The following is a 21,560-nucleotide window of genomic DNA, read 5'->3' as shown; positions in this document are numbered from 1 at the left end:
TCCGCCCGAGCGAAAGGCGCATAAGCGCCTTTATGTGCTGTAAATTATCCAATATCATGTTGCGTCCTGCGCCCTCCTGAGCACCCTGCCGACTTGGACCTGCCCCCACGCCTTGCCCCTACGCGTCGTGTGCCCCTCGTCGTTGAGGCGTTTGGCGATGGCGGCCTGGCTGAGGCCCTGGGCCCGCAGCTCGGCCATCCAGCCGGCGTTGTCTCGGTAGGCCTCCTCGGCGTTTCTGCGGTGGGCCACCCCCGCCTCGCGTGCCTCCTGGGAGAGGTTGCGGCACTGCGGCAGTGAGGCGCCGAGCATGCAGGCGACGACCTCTGCCGGCACGCCATTTGGGTGCAACGCCCTGACCCGTTTTGTCACCCGCATGTCCGGGCGGTAGGCGGCGAGCGCCTCCCTGTTCCTTGTCGCAATCCTCCTGGCCTCGTCTTCGGCGACGGCGTCGAGGAAGTCGATGGTCAGCCGCAGGCAGGGAGCGTTTCGCGCGACCAGGACTGACATCACGCGATTGAGTCAGTCCTATCCTGGCGGCGCGGGAAGCTCGCGTAACCTGCTCGGATTCCCGACAATTTGGCCGATCCCCTTTCCCGATCCCTCCGGCTCGCCGAGCGATGCAATCAGGCGGAGGGCCCCTCCCATGTCGAGGCAATGGCTCGCGAAGACGAGCGACTGGAGATCGTCCGAGAGGAATGGTTCATACTTTTCGATGGCACGCCCCGGATACTTCGACGCCAGCTGCTCGACGTCGGGTGACTCGTGCATGAGTCCCGCGTAGGCTGCCCGGATGTCATGCTCGGTCGACTTCGAGAACGTCATCGCGACGTCGTCGTCCTCCCCGATCTTAAGGCCCAGGATGTGGCACCCCAGGCCGATCAGGGTGCGGTGGATCCGCGAGCCGGTCCAGGTGAACCAGACGATGTCCGGGCCGTCCTCGACGAACGCGCGATGGTCGAGTCCGGCTTCCCTCGCCGAAGATCGGGCCCTCTCGAGCATCTCCCTGGCGGACGGGTCGAGATACGACGGGACGTCGTCCCGGAACAGGAGCGACCTCATCTCCTCGCGGACCCTGGGGTGGATGTCCTGCCCTCCCCCTCCCGAGAAGGACGGCGCCTTGCCGCCGGGCGACCGCTCGACGAGGATCTCCTTCCGATCCCGGTCGACTTGCAGGACGATCCAGCGTCGGCCGGCGAGGATGATGTAACCGTCGATCCGCGGGTCCATGATCGGGCTGATGTTGCCGACGTGCCGCCCCCGGTCGATGACCCGGTAATCCTCGGGGACGGTGAAGGCCATGTAGAAGTCGCGGCTGCGGACGATCCGCTCGCCGGCGATGCCCAGGATCAGGAGCCCCTCGGGCGTCTGCTCGATTAGGTCGGCCTTCCCCATGCTCCTCAGGACCCGGACGAACGTCGGCCCGTCCACGGCCGGGAAGGCGCCGCTCGCGATGAGCGAGGCATGGAGGCTATCGGCCCTGCCGCCCCCCGACTCGGCGATCGTGCTCATGATCTGCTGCACGAGGGTGGACAGGTGGAGGCGATCCACCTCGGGCGGCTCGCACCACCCGGCGAGCATGAGCTCCGTCATCGCGATCGATTGGAGGAGGTCGGGGAAGATGCGGTCCAGGAGCGACGCATCCGGGCCCGGGAAGTCGTCCTCGACGTAGATCCGGATCTCCGACGATTCGCCGTCCCCGCGGCCGCTGCGCCCGAGCCGCTGGGACAGCGAGCCGACCGACCAGGGGGGCCCGATCTGTCCGACCGATTTGACGCTGCCGACGTCGATGCCCATCTCGAGCGTGCTGGAGCAGAAGGTGGCGACGGACTTGCCCGCGCGGAGGGCATCCTCGGTCTCCTCCCGCTCCCCCTTGGACAGCGACCCGTGGTGGACGCGGAAGGGGTTCGGCAGGCCGCGACGCTCGGCCGTTCGGCCGGCGAGGTCCGCGTAGTATTCGATGCGATCCTTGCGATTCGCGAAGATTAGGGCCGACTTCCCCCGGAAGGCCTCGAAGACGTCGGCCAGGAGGGGGTCGTCGACGGGGAGTGACTCGTCCATCGGACCGGCGGGTGAGAGTCCCGCGTTTTCCTTGAGCGGACGCAGGTATCCCGACAGCTTCAGGCGGATGGCCTTCCGCGTTTTGTCGACCAGGAGCCGGACCCTCGCGGGATCGTTCGGCCTCAGCCACCGCATCGCGGCGGCGGTGTCGCCGAGGGTCGCGGACAGTCCGATCCGCCGCACCGGCACCCCGCTCTTCTCGCCCAGGCGGGTCATCAGGCTCCGCAGGTGCGCCCCCCGCTCATTGCCCAGGAACGAATGGGCCTCGTCGATGACGAAGAACTCGAGCCTGGGGAAGAGCGTCGCCAGTCGATGCGGGTGGTTGATGAACAGCGACTCGATCGACTCCGGGGTGATCAGGAGGATCCCCGACGGCCGCTCGAGGAGCCGCTTCCGTGCCGACTTGCCGACGTCGCCGTGCCACTTGTGGACCGGGACCTCGGCCAGCTCGCAGAGCCGCTCGAGCCTCAGGAACTGGTCGTTGATGAGGGCCTTGAGCGGGCCCGCGTAGACGGCCCTGACGCCGCCGAGATGGTCGTCGACGATCCGCGAGAGGATCGGCAGGAAGGCCGCCTCGGTCTTGCCGGCGGCGGTGTTGGCGGAGATGACGAGGTCGCCGTCGCCGTCGAGCATCTCGTGGATGGCCTCCACCTGGATCTGCCGGAGTTTCGTCCAGCGCATCCGGTAGAGCGACTCCTGGACCTTTGGGTGCAGTCGCGAGAACGCCGCCGGCTTGCCTGAGGGGACGTCTTGGTTGCTCATGGCCCTAGAGTTGGAAGGTCGCCAGGTCGTCGTCGCCCTTCGGTCGCCCGACATCCGTCGCGACCGGCTCGACCTCCGGGTCGGGCGTCCGCTCGACGGCGGTGCCCGAGAGCAGCGGCCGCCAGTCGGCCCCGGGATTCTGCTCGAGGACGGAGAGCAGGCCGACGAAGGCCTTCACCGCATCGCGGGGCGTCAGGAAGAAGTCCGCGCCGAGGGTCGTCTCGCAATGGGCCATGAAGGCCTTGATCCCCTCCTCGTCGATGAGGTGCCTGGCCGGGTCGCTGAGCGAGAAGACGTCCCGGATGTTGTGGAGCAGGACGAACAGGTCCTCGGGGGCCAGGTTCGGCAGCCTGATCACCGGCCCGGAGAAGTCCTTCAGGCCGTCGCGTGCGAAGGCGTTCGCCGCGAGCCGGGTCCCGAGGGCTTCGTAGCTCGCCATGCCCCGCCGTCGGTCCTCGAGGAAGGTGTCGGTGCCGCCGAACAGGAAGCCGATCCCCGACACGTTGCCCTGCAGGCAGTCGTTGACGATGCGGAGGATCGCCTCGTAGTTGGCGTTCCGCGCCTGGGCATTGTTGAGGCGGTGCGAGAGGACCCCCATCTCATCGATGTTGACCAGCAGGCCCGCGAATCCCGCGAGGCGGGTGAACGCGGCGAAGAGCTTCAGCTGATCGTAGAAGTGGGCGTCGTCGATGATCGTGCGGACGCCGAGTTCGGCCCGCGCCTCGGTCTTCGTCGGGTACTCGGCCCGGAGCCAACGCAGCGACGAGGCCATCAGCGACTCGTCGTGCGACTGGAAGCCTCGGAGGTACTTGGCGACGACGGCGGCGAAGTCGTAGCCGCTGACGAGCTCCTGCAGGGGCTTCAGGCGGTCCTCGATGGCCCGCGCGACATCCGGGTCGGCGCCGCCCGCAGAGCGGCATTCGTGGTCGACATCGGCGACCCACCGCTCGACGATATTCGGCATCGCGCCGCCCTCGGGCTTCGCGCGGGTCGAGAGGCTCCGCATCAGCTCGGCGTAGAGGCCGCGGGCCTGCCCCCCCGAGCCGTGGATGCGCCGCTCGGTGGTGACGTCGGCCTGGGCGACGACGAACTTCCTCTCGAGGGCGACGGCCCGGGCGAGGTTGAGGAAGAAGCTCTTCCCGGCCCCGTACTTGCCGATGACGAAGCGGACCGAGGCCCCGCCCTGCTCGACCCGCCCCAGGTCGTCCAGGACGGCCGCCACCTCGTCCCGCCGCCCCACCTGCAGGTGACGCAGGCCGATGCGCGGGACGACCCCCGCCCGGAGCGATGTCAGGATGGCGTCACGTTCGCGAGGCTTGATCGGGCTGCTCATTTTTCCCCCGCCAGGAGTCCGATGCGGACCAGGAGACGGCCGCCGTCCTCCTCGAGGATGGGGTCATCGAAGCGATCATAGGCCCAATCGTTGATCCCGTCCATGGCCCCCGAGGGCATGAGGGAATGGCGACGGACGACCTCCTCGAACTCGTCGGGCGTCCAGGAAGGGCGGCCAATCAGTTCGGAGAGAGCCGATGCGTGCCGGGCCTCGAGCCCGTCGAGACGCGGGTCTGCCGCGGGTGGAATGGTGGCGATCGGCGCCGGAGGAGGGTCGTCGGGCTCGTCCCCGGGGATCGCCTCGGCCAGGAGCTTCGCGACTTGCTCCGTCTCCCGCATGAGTCGTTCGAGGACCGACGGGTCGAGCATGAATCCCGCCTTCGCCGCGGTCGACGGCCTGGGCGGGATCGCCTCCCCGCCGGCCGACGGCCCCGTCGCGGGCACGACCTCCACCGGCTCCTTGAGGCTCCTGCTGTATTCCTCGAGCGTGCGATCGAGGACACCCGCCGCGATGCCAAGGGCCCGATAGGCGGAGCGGAGGGCGGCGACTTCCTTCTTGTCGATCGCTCCGTTGGAGGCCGCGACGCCGACGAGGAATTCGCCGACCGACTCGAGCTGGCCTGCGTCCAGGGTGGCCTTGAGCCTCTTGCCGATCCCGCCGATCGACGGGTGCCGACCTAGGAAGACCCGCTTGAGCGCCTCCAGCCTTCGGACATCGGGCGGGTCGAGCAGGAACTGGGACTCCAGGAAGCTCGCGATGTGGTCCACCTCATCCTCCTCGATCTCGCCGTCGGCGGCGGCGATGGACATGCCCAGCTCGAGCATCAGGGCCGCGGCGGCGTATTTGCCATCGGCCGGCAGTGCGGGCTCCTCCTCGGGCCGGAAGAGTGCCACGAGGTCGTCCCGGCCGTAGGGCCTGCCGTCGACCCGGAAGTCGGGCTCGATGACGAAGCCGACCTCGTGTGCCGTGGCGGCGAGCGACTCGCTCTGCTTGGCCGTCAGCCTCGGCCGCGGCTCGATCCCGTGGATGTCCGCGAGCGGACCGACCTCGACGATGACCGTCCCGTCCTCCCCTGCATGACTCGAGGCGATCGCCTCCCACCGCAGCCTATCCGGATGCTCGGGTCCGACTTGAGGCCCTCCGGCAGGGCGTCGTACGCGGCGCGAGTCGCAACCTCGACTCCCCTCGCCATGACCCGGCTCAGCGGCTTCAGCTCCTCGATGCACGCCGTCCAGATCTTCGCAAGCGGCGCGAACTGGCTCTGGATCCCCAGGACGTTGGGCACGCGGACCGGCTCCAGGCCGCGGCGGGCGCCGAGGATCTCGTGCAGGGACGGGCTGGCCAGTTGATAGGAGACCTCGCGATCCCGCTTGGCGACGCGCAGCTTCAGGCCGTCGCCGAACTGCTCGGCGTAGCGTTTGCTGAAGAGGAAGCCGAACTGGTCGGGCAGTCGGTCCAGGACCACGCTCCGCGGCGACCGGGGGTCGAGCTTGGCGAGCCGGAAGGCCCAGGCGGAGGGGAGCGGCCGCTGCTGCTTGAACAGCCAGGCGAGCCCGACCGCGAGGTGCTGCTCGTCCTTCCGGGATCGGGTCCTCTCGAACACGGCCCGGAACCAGGCCTCCTTGAGCGTGCCGATGTCGACCTTGGCAAGCGAGTAGGAGAGGAAGCGGCTCAGGTAGCCGTCGAACGACCCGGAGAATGTGTAGGTCTCCAGCAATCGGACGGCCTCCTTGGCGACGAGGCTGAGGTCCTCCCCGTCGACGAGCAATCGCCGCTCCAGGCCGTAGAAGAAGAGGAATGCATAGCCGATGTCGTCGAGAGGCCCCGACCTGCCGCCGGCGAGCCACTGGAGGTAATTGGCCCGCTGATCGGCGGTGATGTGGGCGTATTTCGGCCAGTATCCGAGGCTCCCCCGCGGCTCGACCACGGGCTTGCCGACCTTCAGGGCAAGGTCGATGCAGGACGCTTCGTCGTGCTTCCCCCTGCCTCCGGACGTATACACGAGCGGATCTCGGATCGCGTAACGGCCGACGTGGATCGTCTCTCCCCTGCCTCGCCAGGTGAGGATCTGCGGGGGCGAAACGGGGACGTGGCGAGTCAGGCCCGAGAGGAGACGCGACGGGTCGAGGCTGATCGACATGACGTTCGGCGATGTCGGCGGCGGCGGCGCGGGGACGGGAGAGTCGAAGGCATCCTCCGTCTCCGAGAGCTCGATCGGGGTCGATGGAGCCCATTGACGCGATGGCCGCTCGGCCCGCACGACGAAGTCGTCCGGATCGGGAGAAATCGGGGAACCCGGACGCGTCCGAGGAAGCCCGGAGTCGACCCGGCCCGGCAGATCCTCCCCACGGCCGTCGACGCTCGTCCGGCCGGAATCACCGCGAGAGGAGGGTGGACTCGACTCGCCAACGAAGCCCGGATCTCGGAGAGAACTCGGCGACGGCGACAAATCCTCTTCGCGCGGCCGCGGCCAGACGAAGCGATCCGGTCCTTCCGCGCCGCCCGATCGCCCGGATGAAGGGGGCGAGGGGATGGGCTGGGTCCTGAACGCCCAGACGAAGACACCGATCACGACCGCCAGACCGATCAGGCAGAGCGAGGCTTCCGCGGCGGAGATCGCCTGGATCCAGGGGAAATCCAGGAGGGCGGCCGACAGGGATTCCGGGATCGGGCCCGCGGGGACGTTCGGCATGCGTCAACTCGGCCCGTTCTTCGGCAGGGGGTTCGGATTCAGCGGGCGGGATCCCATTGTGCGATCAATCAATCATGAGTCAAGGACCCAGAACTCGCACGACGATTCGGCCCATCCGACGCTCAGGCTTCCGGCAAGCCGGATGGATTCGATCGGCCACCTTTCGGCTTCCCCGGCTCGCCTTGGCCGTCGTCGCAAGACTGACCAGAAGCCTCATGGGAGGCGTCGAGCCGCTCCTGCACGCCCGGTACGCCCGCGTCGCTTCTTCCACCCGCGGAACGAGCCTGTCGATGTCCGGCACTTTCTGCCCCGAGAGCCAGTCGGCGGAGCCCTTGAGGAGCAGGTCGTTCGCGTTGAACCCGTCGCTGTTCGACCGCTCGGCCATCATGAGGGCCCTTCGATGTCGCCCGGCAACTCTCCCCCGGTGCAGCAGAGGACGGGGCATGGCTAAAAGAAAGGCGGCGGCCTCCCCGCCGCGGCAAGTGCCGCGGCGGGGAGGCCGGCCATCACGCCAGGGGCGACGTCGGCGCGGCCGGATGGCGCCGGTGGCCAGGCCGCCGGCCGCGAGGGCCAGGAACGACAGCAGGCCGATGGCCGGGCTCCCGGCCAGGGCGCCGGCCGCGACCGCCATGAGCAGGCAGCCGTTGAGGTAGGCCACGTTCAGCTTCATCCGCGCACTCATCGCTCATCGGTCCTCCGCAGGGGGGTGTCGGGGTCGGATATGGCCGGAGCCGTCCGGGGGTTGCCGCCGCCCATCGATCGGCAAGCCGGCCCGGGCCGATCGAGGGGGTCGGGATCGATGGGATCCTCCTCGGGAGGAGGGGCGAGTGTCCTCGCACGGGGCGGGACGATCGCCGATTAACGTTAAGCACCCGGACGCCGCCCCCGGCCCGGACTCGCGTCCGGCGGGACCCGGGGCTCGAAGAGCAGGTCGCAGGGGATGCACTCGGCCAGGGCCGGACGGCCCGACGCATCGAGGGGCAGCTCGCGCGACGAGCCGCACATCGGGCACGGGACAATCCGGCACGGGCCGTCCGGGCGGGGTGGAACGGCCGCTCTTCGCTGCATCATCGGCCTCCAATTTGTCGGTGGATTTCGGGTCGCCATCAACGCAGGGGGCTACCTCGGACCCGGCGGCCAGTGGCGGCCGAGCCAGTCGAGTTCGGCGCGAAGCGCCTCACTGCGAGTCGCGAACGGCCCGAGCACCGGGCCGGCGGCCGGGCCCAGGTCGGCCCACCACCGACCCGCGCCGTCGGGCTCGACATGGCTCGCCCTGCGGATCTGCACGGGGCCCAGGGCCTCCAGGGGAATGGCCTCGGCGTACACGGCCCGGATGATTCCCCCGGGCGAGATGATCAGGTCCATCACGCCTCCCCCGTCGCCGAGGACGCGGTCGACCGGACGATCCGCCGCCGCGGCCGGTCCGCCAGCAGCCCGTCGAGGCCCTGGCCCACCCGCCCCAGGCCCTCGGCCACGCGCCGACGCAGGCCGTCGCCGTCGCGCAGGTCCTGCGCCGAGACGCCGCCGACGAGCCGCTGGGCCCGGGCGACGAGCTCCTCCAGCTGGGCGTCGGAGCTGACATTCAGCGCCCGGAATCGGCCGAAGAACGCCGACAGGCCCTCCACCGCCGAGTCGCGGAAGACCTTGGGTTGGCCCGACCCGTCGCGGCCCTCCAGCCGCTCGCAGAGGTGCTCCACCAGGCGGGCGAACTCCTCGGCGAAGGCCCGCTCGGCCAGCTGCACCGCCTCCTCGAACCGCGCCGAGGCGCGGGCCCGCTCGGCCTCGTAGAGCCCCGGGCAGAGCCCGGCGAGGTACTCCGGCGGCTCGACGGAGGGGAACGACCACTCCACGGCGAACAGGCCGGCCAGCGAGGCCGGGTAGTCGGCCGCGTCGAAGAGCGTGCCCAGCCGCAACCGGGCGGCGGCGACCAGGCCGGCGTAGCGGCGGTCGAGGGCGGCCACCGCGGCGTCGAGCTCGGCTCTGGAGGCGGCCATCGCGGCGGCGAAGTCCTCCAGGTCGGCGTGGCGGACGAGCCGCACGCCGGGCTCGGGGAACGGCAGCGAGACGCCCTTCCAGTAGGCGTCGATGCGGCCGCGGATGGCGGTGACGGCGCGGAAGGCCTCGTGGCCGGTGTCGAGGAGCTTCTTGCCGGCGGACAGCGACCGTCCCTCGGCGCCGAAGGCCTCCGCGGCGCGTGCGTTCTGGTCGGCGGAGAGGGCCTTGCGGGTGCCCATCCAGGTGAACGAGACGCGGGCGGCGGCCATGGTGGCGCGCAGCCGCTCGGCCGCGGGGGCGGCGGCCGATGGCCGTGCTTGGGTCCTGACATCGTCGATCATCGTGGTCATGGGTGCTTGTCCTGGTGATGTGGAGGGGCAATCGGCGTGCGGGCCGAGCGCCCCGGGTGGCGGGGGTGGGGTTGATGCGATCGAACGGGACCCGTCCTGAAGGAAGGGACTTCGGGGTCAGTTGGACGACGGGTCGGCGCGGCGGATGCCGCGGCCGGTGCGACCCGGGGCCGCGATGGCCCGGGTGTAGAGGCCGGGGCGGTCGGCGGACAGGCAGCGCCCGGCGGCCCAGGACCGCAGCCGCTCGATCGACTCGCCCGCGGTGGTGGCCACCGGCACGATGCTGGCCGCCGCCTCGGCCAGCGGCACCTCCAGCAACGCCGCCAGGCGGCAGCACGCCCGGATCTCCGCCCCGGTCCAGTCGCGGTCGGAGGGCCGCGGCTGCCCGGGGTCGAGGCCGAAGCGGCCCGCGTACATCCGCCAGATCGCCTCCTTCTCGGCGGCCCCGGGCAGGTCGAGGAAGTAGACCGCGTCGAGCCGCTCGGCGCGGGCGAACTCCGGCGGCAGCGCCGAGATGTCGTTGGCCGTGCCGACGAAGTAGACGTCGCTCCTGCGGTCGGCCATCCAGGTCAGCAGCGTGCCGAAGAGCCGCGCCGAGACGCCGCCGTCGGAGCGCGAGCCGGAGCCGACGCCGGCCAGCCCCTTCTCCAGCTCGTCGCAGAAGAGGATGCACGGCGCCATCGCGTCGGCGACCTGCAACGCCTGACGCACCTGCGCCTCGGTCTGGCCGACGAGCGAGCCCATCAGCGACCCGACGTCGAGGGTCAGCGTCGGCCGGCCGGTCTCGTTGCCCAGGGCGCGGGCGAAGGCGCTCTTGCCCGTGCCCGGCACCCCCAGCAGCAGCACGCCCCGCGGCAGGGCCTCCGCGTGGCCCACGCCCCGCCGCAGCGACCGCGAGCAGAACTGCTTCAGGGCGTCCAGGCCGCCCAGGTCGGCGAACGACCCCTCGCCGCGGTGCAGCGACAGCAGGCCCGAGGCCCCCAGCGAGGCGGCCTTCAGCTCCCAGAGGACCTCGGGGGCCAGGCGGCCGTGGCGGACCAGCGACAGGCTGAAGGCGTTCTCCGCCTCCAGCCGCGTCAGCCCCGCCGCCGCGTCGAGCACGGCGGCCAGGCCGTCGCCGTCGGGCAGCTCGCCGGGCTCGGTGGCCACCCCGCGGGCGATGGCCCCCAGCTGGTCGCGGCCGGGCAGCTCGTGGTCGACGACGGCGAAGAGCGTCTCCAGCTCGGCGGGCAGCTGGACGACCGGCGCCAGGATGACGGCGAAGGTGCGGGACTGCCTGCCGGCGTGGACCTGGGCGTCGAGGGCCTGGGCGACCTCGGCGGAGGCGAGGAAGCGGTGGAAGTTGACGAGCACCAGCAGCGCCGTGCCGCCGGGGGTGGCCAGGGCGGCCATCGCGCGGACGGCGGCCAGGGGATCGGCGGCCATGCCGGCCGGTGCGTCGGGCTGGCCGGCGACGCTCAGCCCATGCTCGACGTCCCAGGTGGCCAGGGACCAGCCGTTGTCGCGGCACATCGCGGCGATCTCGGCCAGGGCGTCGGCGTGCTCGCGGGAGCGGACCCAGAGGCCGGTGAAGCAGGCGCGCACGTACTCGGACAGGCGCTCGGAGAGCGTCATGGAAAGACTCCTCGGTGATGTGGAGATGGGGGTATTGAGGCGAGGGTGGGACGTGGCCGAGTTCAGCTGGACTGCCGCAGCGGCTGGTCGGCCTGCTGCGTCCGGTGGAATTCGGCGGTGAGCACCTCGGCGGTGGCCGTGCCCAGGGCCGCCTCGACGAACCGCGAGGCCTCGCGGCAGGACGGCCCGGCGAAGCCCGCGGTGCGCACCGTCGTGCGCCCGAGGGGGTCGACGGTGACCTCGATGTAGCGGGTCATGAGCCGGCCCCCACGCGGATGGACAGCCGGACGGAGCTGTCGGCCAGGTGGGTCTCGAGCACGGAGTGGCCGCGTTTGCGTGCCTCCAGGGTGGCCTTCTCCAGGGCGTAGGCCTGGAGGAAGCGGCCGAGCTGGGCGGGGTCGCCCCAGCGGCCCTCGTAGTGGTCGTACTCCAGCCGCCCGTCCTCGGGTTGGACGACCAAGGGGTAGAGCCAGCCGGGCAGGCGGACGAGCAGCCCGGCGGCGGGACGCTCGAACAGGTGGGCGGTGCCGCGGACGGGCTCGGGCAGCCCGAGCCTGCGGCAGGAGGCGGCGACGGCGACCGGGTCGCGGACCTCGGCCTGGACGGTGACGACGTGGCTCATGCGGCGGTGCTCCGGGGTGGTCTCACATCGGGATCGGGGAGAGTCGGATGCTAGGCATCCGGCTTCACCGATTGATGACGGGAAACGCCCCGAATTTAAGCGGCGGCCTCGATCCCGGACTGCACTGGGCGGTGATCGTCCGTCAAGACTTCCCGGCTCCGGCGGCCCTCTTCCGTCGCCTAGCCTCCGCCTTTTCCGAGGCGGCTCGCTTCACGATCGAGGCCTCGGCCGAAGTCCGATGAGCCTCAATCACGCCCCCTAGGGTGCGTGCCTCGAAGGCGACTTTCGCGAGTACCCTCTCGGCGGACCTCATCCGATCGAGGAGCGACTCGCCGGGATCGGCCACCGCGGCCTCGCCTAGCATGGCGAGCAGCCCGACCTTCTCGACTGCCACGACCGTCTCCCGGAACCGGAGCCAGGCCTCGCACGTCTCGATGACCCGCGCGAGGCCGGCCTCGGCGGACGCCGGCCGGCGATGCTTGCGTCCCCCCTCGGACCCCCGTCCGCCCCCCCTGGCCCGGCGGATCTCTTCGCGGAGCTCGCGGACCGACCAGCCCCGGGAGGCGACCTGACGCTCCAGTTCGGCCCGGACCCCGCGGTCCTCGACGGCGACGAGCTCGCGGACGTGGCACCAGCGCAGGGCCTTGCCGCGCCCGGTGCGTTGGGCCAGCAATGCCTCCAACTCGGAGGCCGAATAGGTGCGAGCAAACTGCCTCGCCTTGCGCAGCGTCGCCGGGCCGATCTCGCGCGCGAGCCCGAGTTTACGCGCCCCCGCGGCGAGCTCTCCGGGCCCGGCCGGATTCAGCCTGCCCAGTTCGTACCAAGCGCGGAGCTCTACGAACTTCGGGCGAACACCCCGCCCGCCGGTCTCCGCCACCTGCTCGACATCGCGCCTCCTCGACTTCGTCAAGGTCCGATCTCCCGAGTGAAGCCTTCGCGGGCGATTTGATAGGGCACCGAGGCCTTATCGCTGGACCGCGTCCATTTCCGGGTCCGCCGCCAGGAAGCTCGGCGGACCCCGGAGGTCTCCGCTCAATTCCACGGCAGCCTGGAGCGTGTGGCCCAGTACTCTTCCGGGCATTCGGCCAACTGACGGACTCGTTCGCCGGCCCGGTCATCCCACACGACCGCCAACGCTCCCAGGTTCGAGGCGAGTTGTTCCGCCGTGGTCGCCCCGCTGAGGACGACGTCGGCCCAGGGGTTGGCCAGCGCGGCGGCCATGGCCAGGGAGTCCAGGCTTGCACCCAGTCGGGACGACTCCGCTTCGAGCACCCGCCGCCTGGACGCGAAGTCCGGGTCGTCGTTCCGCGGCGTCAGCCGACCGTTGGCCAGCGCCTCCTTGACGATGACGCCCATCCCGGCCGCGTGCGCCTCGGCGAGTGCTGGCCCGGCCGAGGGCTCCAGCAGGTTCCAGGTGGCCTGGACGGCGTCGAACAGCCGCCGGCCCCCGACCTCCACGGCCATCGCCCGCCGCAGCGTCTCGGACTGCCCGGGGCCGGACAGCGACAGTCCGATCCGCAGGCCGTCCCCCTTCAGCCGGGCCAATTCCTCCAGCACGGCGTCATCATCCAGCACGCCGCTGCCGGGCGTAGCCGAGTGGACCTGATACAGGTCCAGGTGCCCCCCCAGCAGGCCCCGACTCTCGACCACCTGACGACGCAGGTTGCCGAGCGAGTGGTCCTTGACCTCGTGCCGCTCGGCCTCGACCCGCCAGCCCGCGGTGTAGGTGTAGCCCCACTTCGACCCGACCGTCACCGCGGCGGGGGCAATCCGCCGCGTGGCCAGCCATCCGGCCAGGAACTCCTCGGCCCGGCCGTAGGAACGGGCGGCGTCAAAGTAGCGGACCCCGCCCGCATGCGCGGCGTCGAGGACAGAAAATGCTCGCGACTCCATCGCCGGGACATCGTGGTCGCCCCGGAGGTCGCTCGCGTGCCCCAGGTTGATGTAACCGGGGCGACCCAGGGCCGCCAGCCCCAGCCCGATCCGCGAGAGGACCCGGCCGGTCTCGCCCAGGGTTGCCAACTCCATGGTCGTCACTCCAACCCGATTCGCCCGGCAGTCCGGCCGCGAGGACGACCCCGCCGTTCGTTGATGAGAAGTCTCATCCCACAGCCCCGGATCGAACCCGGGCAAGAAGGCAAACGCCACTTCCGCGACAGGCCGAGAGACGTCGGGCGACTTCTCAACGTCTGGGTGAAGTTGCGATGAGGGAACAGTTGCGGGTGCGCGGGGTGACGACGAGGAAGTCGATGGAGTCGAACTCGGTGCGAAGCGGAGGACTCATGCCTCGAAGTGTAACGGTCGAAGGCCCCGAGCGCGAGCGTCTCTCACCGCCAGCGACGCCAGCCGACACGGAAGGAAAAGAGGATCGATTCTTGCCGTCCTTGATGACTTACGGACGACGTCGAGACGCGGAGACCGTAGATTGAGTGGCCGAGATTCGGGCCGACCCAGGACCAATACAACCGCAACTCTGTGTCAGAATTGTGTCATGAGTCACACGGCGCAAAGAAAAAGGGCTCGCGGCACACGGCCGCAAGCCCTTTAACGTGAACATCTTGCACAGAATCGGGGCGGCGGGATTTGAACCCACGACCTCTAGACCCCCAGTCTAGCGCGCTAGCCAAACTGCGCTACGCCCCGGTCCGTACCTCGGTGACCCGGGGTACAAGGGATAGACTACGGTTTTCGCGGGAACCGTCAAGGCCGATCGGGGCGAGTTCTGAAAGTCGCCCATCGTGAGGTTCCATCCCGCGAATTCTCGACGATTCTGGTTGCCATGGACACAACGCAGACGGCCCTCGACCCTCGCATCAAGCGGGAGTCGAGGGCCGGTGTTGATTGTCGCGTCCGAGCGGGGCAACCTGGCTCAGATGGCGTCTTTATTTAGGGTGACCGGGGGCTCGCGGTCGACCACGCTATCGATGAGGCCGTAGTCACGGGCCTCCTCGGGGGACATGAAGCGGTCGCGGTCGGTGTCGGCCTCGAGCTTCTCGAGGGTCTGGCCGGTGTGCTTCTGGTAGATCCCGTTGAGCTGCTTCTTCATCCGCATGAACTCTTCGGCGTGGATCAGGATCTCCGTCGCCGTGCCTTCCATGCCGGCAAGCGGCTGGTGGATCATGATCCGTCCGTGCGGCAGGGCGTTGCGCTTGCCCTTGGCTCCGGCGGCCAGCAGCAGCGAGCCCATGCTGGCGCACTGGCCGATGCAGTAGGTGGCCACGTCGCAGGGGACCCACTGCATCGTGTCGTAGATGGCCAGGCCGGCGGTGACGCTGCCGCCCGGGCTGTTGATGTAGAGGTGGATGTCGGCCTTGGCATCCTGGTGGGCAAGCACGAGCATCTGGGCGACGATCGAGTTGGAGACGTGGTCGTCGATGGCCGTGCCGAGGATGATGATGCGGTCCTGGAGCAGGCGCGAGTAGATGTCCATCGCCCGCTCTTCGCGACCGCTCCGCTCGATCACGATGGGGATCAGTGCCATGAGCTGAGGTCCTCGGGGTGGGGCGTCGGGCGCAGGCCGCGGATCTTGTGAGGGCCGCCGCGCCGGCATATGGGCCGGTACGCGGCGGCGGCGATGTTCTCGGGTTCGTTTCGTAATCGGTCAGGCGCTGGGCTTGGCCGCCTCTCCGGCTCCGCCGGCGACGGCCGAGCTGGGGATGTGGCCGACCACCTCGTCGACGACGCCGTATTCCTTGGCCTGGATCGCCGTGAGGTAGCGGTCGCGCTCGGTGTCGCGGGCCACGACGTCGAAGGGCTGGCCGGTGTGCTTGGCGAGGATCTCGTTGATGATCCGCTTGTTGTCCATGATCTCGCGGGCCTGGATCTCGATGTCGGAGATCTGGCCGCCGACCTGCCCATAGGGCTGGTGGATCATGATCTTGGAGTGCGGCAGCGAGTACCGCTTGCCCTTGGCACCGCCGGCCAGCAGCACCGCACCGCCGGAGGCCGCCATGCCAATGCAATAGGTGGCGATCGGGCAGTCGATGAACTGCATCGTGTCGTAAATGGCCAGGGTGGCGCTGACGCTGCCGCCCGGGCTGTTGATGTAGAAGGAGATACCCTGCGATCGATTCTCGAATTGCAGGTAGAGCAGCTTCATGACCGTGGCGTTGGCCGAGTCGTCGCGGATCACACCTTCGAGGAAGATGATCCGGTTCTCCAGGAGCAAGTCGCCGAGGGTCATCTGGCGCTGGCGCGCATAGTCTTTATAGCGCTGGATCGTGGGGCTGGCGAGCGGATGCTGGTCGAACATCGGCGACATCCTCCGGGGCGCGACCCCCGGGCGCCGCGCGGCGCCGGGGGGTACTGGACGAGTGGAAGAGGGGCAGACGCTCGGAACACTCAGGCCGTGAGGTCACGGCCCTGATTGCCTTCCCTGGCTCAACCCTGGCCTTCGGTCGGCTCGGGGGTTGTCTCGGGGGATTCCAGCGGGGCGGCCACGGCCGCCTCGTCGAGGGTCTCGACGTCGCGTTCCTCGAGGACGAGGGGAACGTCTTCGACCTTGGTGAACTCGAGGATGCGGTCGATGGTCTTGCGTTCGAGGATCTGCGTGGCCAGCGAGTCGGCCAGGTTTTCCTTCTCGATCCGGGCACGGATGCGCCTGGGGCTCTCATCCGTCCTGGCGGCCATCGCCTCGATTTCCTGCTCGAAATCGGCTTCCTCGACCTTCACCTCTTCGACCTCGGCGATCTGCGAGAGGATGAAGAATTCCTTCAGGCTCCGCAGCGTGCTCTCGTGAGCGTTGGCGCGGATCTCGGCCTCGCGGGCGCGGATCTGCGACTCGGAGAGGCCGCTGTCACGCAGCTCGGCGACCATCCGGCGGACGGTCCCGCGTTCCTGGCGGCCGACGAGGTCGATGGGCAGCTCGAAGTTGGTCTCGGAGACCAGGGCATCGAGGATCTGCTTGCGGACATCCTGGCGGGCCTGGAATTCGTAGCGGCGACCGAGCATGCCCTTGAGGGCTTCGCGGAGGTCGGCCAGGTCGTCGAAGCCCGTCATTTCGAAGAAGGCGGCGTCGACCTCGGGGAGCCGCAGACGCTTCAGGTCGAGGACCTGGAAGGTCACGGCGATGGTCTTGCCACGCAGCTCGGGGCTGGGGGACGACGAGCCGATGATGGCGGTCGTCTCGCGGCTCTCGTCGGCCTTCACTCCGGCCAGGGCACCGGCGGCGTCGGGGACGACGCCATCCTGGAACCGCAGCTCGGGATAGAGGCGGAACTGGACTTCCTTGACCTCGTTGAGCGTCTTGCCGTCGAGGTGGAAGTTCAGATTGGCCGTGACATAGTCGCCAACCTCGGCGCCACCCTCAAGCTTGGGGACGAGCTGGGCATAGCGTTCCAGGAACGCCTGCACCTGACCGTCGATGTCGGCCTCGGTGACCTGGCGGACGGGCCGCTTGACCGAGAGGGCCTTGTAGGCTGGCAGCGAGAACTCGGGCTGGACTTCGATATCCAGCTCGAAGAGCATCGGCCCCGTCTCGGGGATCTCGATGGCCTCGACGTCAAGCTGAGGCGACGTGATCGGCTTCAGCTTATAGTCGGTGTCGAGCTGCTCAAGGCAGGCCATGAGCAGGTTCGACTTGACCTGGCCAGAGACTTCCTTGCGGAAGCGCTTCTCGACCAACTGACGCGGGGCACGGCCGGGCCGGAAGCCGGGGACCTGCGCCTGACGCTTCATGGTCCCGAAGGACTCGTCGAACTCCTTGTCGACGTCGGCCCGAGGGATGGCCACCTTCAGGTGCTTCTTGCAAGGCCCGGCGTCGCTGATCTGAACGTCCAGATCGAGCTTACGCTTGGCAGGGGCTTCTTCGGTGGCCGTAGTGGCCCCGCTGCCCTGCTCCTCGGACTCGATGCGAGGATCTTCGGCCGAGACCGCAGTCTCGTGCTCGTGCTCGCCGGTGCTCATCGCGGGCGTTCCCTCTGGCGGATGGGCCGCTACGGCTCGATCCCGCCATCACGCACCCGAGCGTTCGAGCGATCGCCGACGGCCCTTGATGGAAGAGAAAGAAAATGGAGCGGGAGATGGGATTTGAACCCACGACAACCACGTTGGCAACGTGGTGCTCTACCCCTGAGCTACTCCCGCCCAAGAGCAAACGGCCTTCGCTCGGCCCGTTCGCTGCGTCGCGTGTCTGTTGGACGCGACTGACAAGGGACAGTATAGGGGCGACTTCGGCGATTGCAAGAGGTCGTTCCTCAATCTCTCCAAGTCGCGATCAGGGGCCCTCCCCGACCATCGCGACGAGGGCCGGCTCGTCGAGGATGACGAGGCCCAGTTGCTTCGCTTTTTCGAGCTTGCTGCCGGCTTTCTCGCCCGCGAGGAGATAGGACGTCGACTTGGAGACCGAGCCAGTGACCTTGCCGCCGTGTTGCTTGATGAGCGCCTCGGCCTCTTCCCTCGATCGCTCGGGCAGGGTGCCCGTGATGACGAACGTCTTGCCGGCCAGGGGCAAGGCCCCCTCGTCCTGCGACCTTGCCTTCACCGGGGACGGGCTGACTCCGACGGCGAGGAGGTCGTCGATCTGGCGGTAGTTCTCCGGGTCTTGCAGGAACTCGAAGATGCTCAGGGCAACCACGGGGCCGATGCCGGGGGTCGCTTCAAGGTCGGCCAGCGTCGCGGCACGCAGGGCTTCAAGGGTTCCGAACCGCTCGGCGAGGATCTCGGTCGTCCGGGTGCCGACGTGGCGGATCGTCAGGCCGGTGAGGAATCGGTCGAGGCTGCGCGTCTTGGACGCTTGCAGGGCGTCAACCAGGTTCTTGGCAGACTTCGCCGCCATCCGATCCAGGTCGGCGAGCGTGGCTTCGTTCAGGCGGTAGAGGTCGGCCAGGCTCCGGACGAGTTCCTTGTTGACGAGCTTATCGATGATCTTGGCGCCCAAATTCTCGACATCCATGGCGTCGCGGTGCGCGAACCAGCGGATTGACTCCTTGAGCTGGTCGGGGCAGCGCGACGCGGGGTTGGTGCAGCGGAAGTCGACTTCGCCCTCGGGGCGTGCGACGGGTGCGCCGCAGCTGGGGCAGATGGTGGGGAACTGGTAGGGAACCTCGGTGCCGTCGCGGACTTCAACCTCGACCCGGACGACCTGCGGGATGATCTCGCCGGCCTTCTCGATCACGACCGTGTCGCCGACCCGGACATCCTTGCGGGCGATCTCGTCGGCGTTGTGGAGGCTGGCCCGCTTGACGGTGGTGCCGGCGAGCTTGACGGGGGTCAGGTCGGCGACCGGGGTCAGCTTGCCGGTCTTGCCCACCTGGATGCTGATGCCGACGACTCGGGTGATGGCCTGCTCGGCCTCGTACTTGTAGGCGATCACCCAGCGTGGGCTCTTGCTGCGCGAGCCGAGGCGTTTCCGTTGGTCGATGTCGTCGACCTTGACGACGAGTCCATCGGTCTGGAAGTCGAGCTGATGGCGCTTCGTCTGCCAGAGCGTTGCGTGCTCGATGACGGCCTCGATCGAGTCGAACGAGGCGTTATACGGGCTGATGGGGATGCCGAGCTGGCTTAGCTGGCCCAGGATCTCGGTGTAGCTCTTCGCCTCCAGGCCGCGGAACTCGCCCAGGCCGTGGGCGACGAACCTGAGGCGGCGCACCGCGCAGAGCTTGGGGTCTAGCAGCTTGAGCGATCCCGCCGTGGCATTCCTCGGATTGGCGAACGGCGGGTCTTCGGCGGCCGCGCGCAGCTCATTCAGGCGGACGAGCTCGGCGTTGGTCATGAAGACCTCGCCGCGCACTTCGAGGATCGCGGGCGGATTTTCTCCGGCGAGATTGAGCGGGATGCCGCGGACAGTCCGCAAGTTGGCCGTCACGTCGTCGCCGCGCTCGCCGTCGCCGCGGGTGGCGCCCAGTACGAGCTTGCCAGATTCATACCGCAGGCTGACGGCGACTCCGTCAACCTTCAACTCGGCGTCGTAAGCGACGGTCTCGCCGGGGTTAAGCCCCTTGCGGACGCGTGCCTCCCACTCGCGGACCTCGTCGAAGTTGTACGTATTCTCGATCGAGAGCATCGGCGCGGCGTGGGTGACCGTGACGAATGCGGCCAGGGGCTCGCCCCCCACTCGTTTGGTGGGGCTGTCGGGGTCGGCGAATTCGGGATGGGCGAGTTCGAACTGCTCGAGCTGCTTCAGGAGCAGGTCGAACTCTTTGTCGGAGATCTCGGGGCTGTCGTCGTTGTAGTAAAGGCGGGAGTGGCGCTCGACCTCGGCGCGGAGGGAGGCGATCTGCTGACGAACGTCCTTGCTCGGAGCCATCGAGGGCTTCCCTTCCTGGGTCGGAGCGCTGGCTGAGTTGACTCGGCGGCCCCGTTCCGACGGTTCTCGCCAGAGCCTCGGCTGATCGGTGCCAGGTACCCGAGACTCGCGACTGAGCCAATCCCATTCTCAAATCGGCTGAACGGGGGTACTCACGGGAGACGGGCACCCGCACATCCTGGCGGGCCGGCCCCGCGGCGCGTCGAGCGAGTGACTTCTAACCCATTATTCTTAAAGGCCTTGCGGAAGATGAGCGGCGACAGGCAGCGTGGGATTGTCTCACGCCCCGAGACACGAACGCTCCCGGAATCCTCGACGTCTTGATACCACTCTGAGGGCGACACTGCAAGATCTCGACGAACACTCGATTGGCAACGCCCGATGGTGGGGACCAAGCCTCCATACGCCCATATTGCCCGATCTCAGGACGGGGCACGGTCCCCTTTTTCTGGTCCATGTTCCGCTGTGAAGGTGTGGAGGCGACGCACGAGGCGAGAGTTCCATTTCACCCGCCCGAGGTGTCGGCAGAGCAAGCGACCGGTGTGTTGCGACGTGCGGCGGGTGGGATCAGTGCGCGGCGGAAGATGAGCAAGGCGGGCATCGGAGCAAAGTGTCCGACGCCCGCCCATTGCGATTGATCTCGACGAGAGGGAGTCCGAAGATGATCTCAGACCCGGTCCGGGTCGGTGACCAATCATTCCTGGCCCGATCTCAAGGAGACGAATTGACCACCCGGCTCAGTAGGAGTCGGCCGAGATGACCTCGCCGCCCTTGGGCGTGACCAGGCCCCGCAGGATGACGACGTTGGTCGTCTCCTTGAGGTATTTCACGCTCCCGTCGCCGAAGAGGGCGTTCGCCCCGCCGGGGTGGAAGCTGAAGATCTCGTCGTTGTTGGCCGCGTTGTTGTTGACCTTGTTGATGCCGTCGGTGGGATCGACGCCGGGGGTCGGGTACGACGTCGAGTAGCGGCCCAGGCTGATCTTCGACTTGTTGTTGTTGATCGAGCCAGAGACACCGAAGGCGCCGTCGGCCTCGGCCCAGCGCCAGAAACGGCGGGGAAGGCCGGCGTCGAAATACTGATCGCGATCCGCAATTTTAATGACGGCGGAGCTGTTGCCGTTGGCGAACTGGGTGTTTGCAATATAGCGGGCATCGCGGCCGGCATCCTCGGCCACCGCGAGCGTGTTGGAAAGGCCGTCCGTGCACTCGGAGAGCCTGGTCTGGCTGACCTTGAGGAGGCCGTCGGCCCGGTCGGGGTTGTTCCGGTACGGCGTGATGGCGGTCGACCCAACTCCACCAGTGAGTCCAGTGGCGCTGATATCGGTGTAGCAGGGCGCACCGTAGTCCTGGACGCCGTAGCCGATCCGGAGGTTCCCGGTGAGCGAGGCCTCGGCCGGGTCGAGGGCGTCGAGGCCGCCGTTGGGCTCGCGAACCGACGACGGGCATAGATAGGCGCCGATGGACGTGCCGCAGGCCGTCTTGTTCGAGCCCGAGGTGTGAGTATACGGCAGGTTGAAATTGTAAGCGTTGCTGATGACGCTGTTCTCGAGGAAGGGGAGCAATCGGACGAAGAGGCCCGGCTCGTCGAAGATGGTCGTCGGGGGGCTGTTGGCGAAGTTCGTCCCCTGGCCGGAGGGGGGAAGCGTGCTGTTGGTGCTCTCGTAATTGTGCATCGCCAGGCCGATTTGCTTCATATTGTTCGTGCACTGAATGCGCCGTGCGGCCTCGCGTGCCGACTGGACGGCCGGCAGCAGCAGCGCGATCAGAACGGCGATGATCGAGATCACCACCAGCAATTCAATCAGCGTGAAACCGGGGCGCCGGGCGCCCTTGAAGATCGAACGACTCATGGATTGAGTTCTCTCGAACGGACGGGGGGGATTGAGGCG

The 21,560-nt window shown here is 68.6% G+C and carries 18 protein-coding genes and 2 tRNA genes; all 20 read right to left on the bottom strand.

Features of this window, described 5'->3' with window-relative positions:
* Positions 1-54 precede the first annotated feature (54 nt).
* The 20 genes from EP7_RS15345 to EP7_RS15250 all read right to left on the bottom strand — a co-directional run bounded on the left by EP7_RS15345 (position 55) and on the right by EP7_RS15250 (position 21,521).
* Positions 55-507, bottom strand: coding sequence for a recombinase family protein (locus tag EP7_RS15345; protein ID WP_463522198.1), 453 nt, complete (start codon positions 505-507; stop codon positions 55-57).
* A gap of 18 nt (positions 508-525) precedes the next feature.
* Positions 526-2,820, bottom strand: a complete 2,295-nt coding sequence (locus EP7_RS15340) for a DEAD/DEAH box helicase (RefSeq protein ID WP_463522196.1) — start codon at positions 2,818-2,820, stop codon at positions 526-528.
* Between the two features lie 4 nt (positions 2,821-2,824).
* Positions 2,825-4,153: an ATP-binding protein gene (locus EP7_RS15335; RefSeq protein WP_463522194.1), complete on the bottom strand. Its 1,329-nt coding sequence runs from the start codon at positions 4,151-4,153 to the stop codon at positions 2,825-2,827.
* Complete coding sequence (locus EP7_RS15330) at positions 4,150-5,046, bottom strand: tellurite resistance TerB family protein (RefSeq protein ID WP_463522192.1); 897 nt, start codon at positions 5,044-5,046, stop codon at positions 4,150-4,152. Before EP7_RS15330 ends, EP7_RS15335 begins: the two co-directional genes overlap by 4 nt.
* Positions 5,047-5,150: 104 nt before the next feature.
* A complete protein-coding gene (locus tag EP7_RS15325; protein ID WP_463522190.1) occupies positions 5,151-6,293 on the bottom strand; it encodes a TerB N-terminal domain-containing protein in 1,143 nt (380 codons plus the stop codon).
* A 631-nt stretch (positions 6,294-6,924) separates the two neighbouring features.
* Positions 6,925-7,527 (bottom strand): hypothetical protein, encoded by a 603-nt coding sequence (locus EP7_RS15320; RefSeq protein ID WP_463522188.1) that lies wholly within the window; start codon positions 7,525-7,527, stop codon positions 6,925-6,927.
* A gap of 437 nt (positions 7,528-7,964) precedes the next feature.
* Positions 7,965-8,210, bottom strand: a complete 246-nt coding sequence (locus EP7_RS15315) for a hypothetical protein (RefSeq protein ID WP_463522186.1) — start codon at positions 8,208-8,210, stop codon at positions 7,965-7,967.
* Positions 8,210-9,190, bottom strand: coding sequence for a hypothetical protein (locus EP7_RS15310; protein ID WP_463522184.1), 981 nt, complete (start codon positions 9,188-9,190; stop codon positions 8,210-8,212). Before EP7_RS15310 ends, EP7_RS15315 begins: the two co-directional genes overlap by 1 nt.
* Positions 9,191-9,307: 117 nt before the next feature.
* Positions 9,308-10,804, bottom strand: a complete 1,497-nt coding sequence (locus EP7_RS15305) for an AAA family ATPase (RefSeq protein ID WP_463522182.1) — start codon at positions 10,802-10,804, stop codon at positions 9,308-9,310.
* A gap of 62 nt (positions 10,805-10,866) precedes the next feature.
* On the bottom strand, positions 10,867-11,061 hold the full coding sequence (locus tag EP7_RS15300) for a DUF2997 domain-containing protein (protein ID WP_463522180.1): 195 nt from the start codon (positions 11,059-11,061) through the stop codon (positions 10,867-10,869).
* A complete protein-coding gene (locus tag EP7_RS15295; RefSeq protein WP_463522178.1) occupies positions 11,058-11,426 on the bottom strand; it encodes a DUF1257 domain-containing protein in 369 nt (122 codons plus the stop codon). The genes EP7_RS15300 and EP7_RS15295 overlap by 4 nt, the downstream gene beginning before the upstream one ends.
* Positions 11,427-11,568: 142 nt before the next feature.
* A complete protein-coding gene (locus EP7_RS15290) occupies positions 11,569-12,336 on the bottom strand; it encodes a DUF1016 N-terminal domain-containing protein (protein WP_463522176.1) in 768 nt (255 codons plus the stop codon).
* Between the two features lie 122 nt (positions 12,337-12,458).
* Positions 12,459-13,454 carry an aldo/keto reductase gene (locus EP7_RS15285; protein WP_463522174.1) on the bottom strand — a complete coding sequence of 332 codons (996 nt, stop codon included), beginning with the start codon at positions 13,452-13,454 and terminating at the stop codon, positions 12,459-12,461.
* Between the two features lie 540 nt (positions 13,455-13,994).
* A tRNA-Pro gene (locus EP7_RS15280) sits at positions 13,995-14,069 on the bottom strand.
* Positions 14,070-14,295: 226 nt separating this feature from the next.
* Positions 14,296-14,907, bottom strand: a complete 612-nt coding sequence (locus EP7_RS15275) for an ATP-dependent Clp protease proteolytic subunit (RefSeq protein ID WP_463522172.1) — start codon at positions 14,905-14,907, stop codon at positions 14,296-14,298.
* A gap of 120 nt (positions 14,908-15,027) precedes the next feature.
* Positions 15,028-15,678 (bottom strand): ClpP family protease, encoded by a 651-nt coding sequence (locus EP7_RS15270; RefSeq protein ID WP_463522170.1) that lies wholly within the window; start codon positions 15,676-15,678, stop codon positions 15,028-15,030.
* Positions 15,679-15,806: 128 nt separating this feature from the next.
* On the bottom strand, positions 15,807-17,330 hold the full coding sequence (gene tig / locus EP7_RS15265) for a trigger factor (RefSeq protein WP_463522168.1): 1,524 nt from the start codon (positions 17,328-17,330) through the stop codon (positions 15,807-15,809).
* Positions 17,331-17,435: 105 nt separating this feature from the next.
* Positions 17,436-17,510 (bottom strand) — tRNA-Gly (locus tag EP7_RS15260).
* Between the two features lie 130 nt (positions 17,511-17,640).
* On the bottom strand, positions 17,641-19,671 hold the full coding sequence (gene ligA / locus EP7_RS15255; RefSeq protein WP_463522166.1) for an NAD-dependent DNA ligase LigA: 2,031 nt from the start codon (positions 19,669-19,671) through the stop codon (positions 17,641-17,643).
* Positions 19,672-20,408: 737 nt separating this feature from the next.
* A complete protein-coding gene (locus EP7_RS15250) occupies positions 20,409-21,521 on the bottom strand; it encodes a DUF1559 family PulG-like putative transporter (protein WP_463522164.1) in 1,113 nt (370 codons plus the stop codon).
* Between the last annotated feature and the right edge of the window lie 39 nt (positions 21,522-21,560).

This window comes from Isosphaeraceae bacterium EP7 (assembly GCA_038400315.1).
GTDB lineage: Bacteria > Planctomycetota > Planctomycetia > Isosphaerales > Isosphaeraceae > EP7.
The sequence above is the reverse complement of the archived record's forward strand: the minus strand, read 5'-3'. Positions and strand labels throughout refer to the sequence as shown.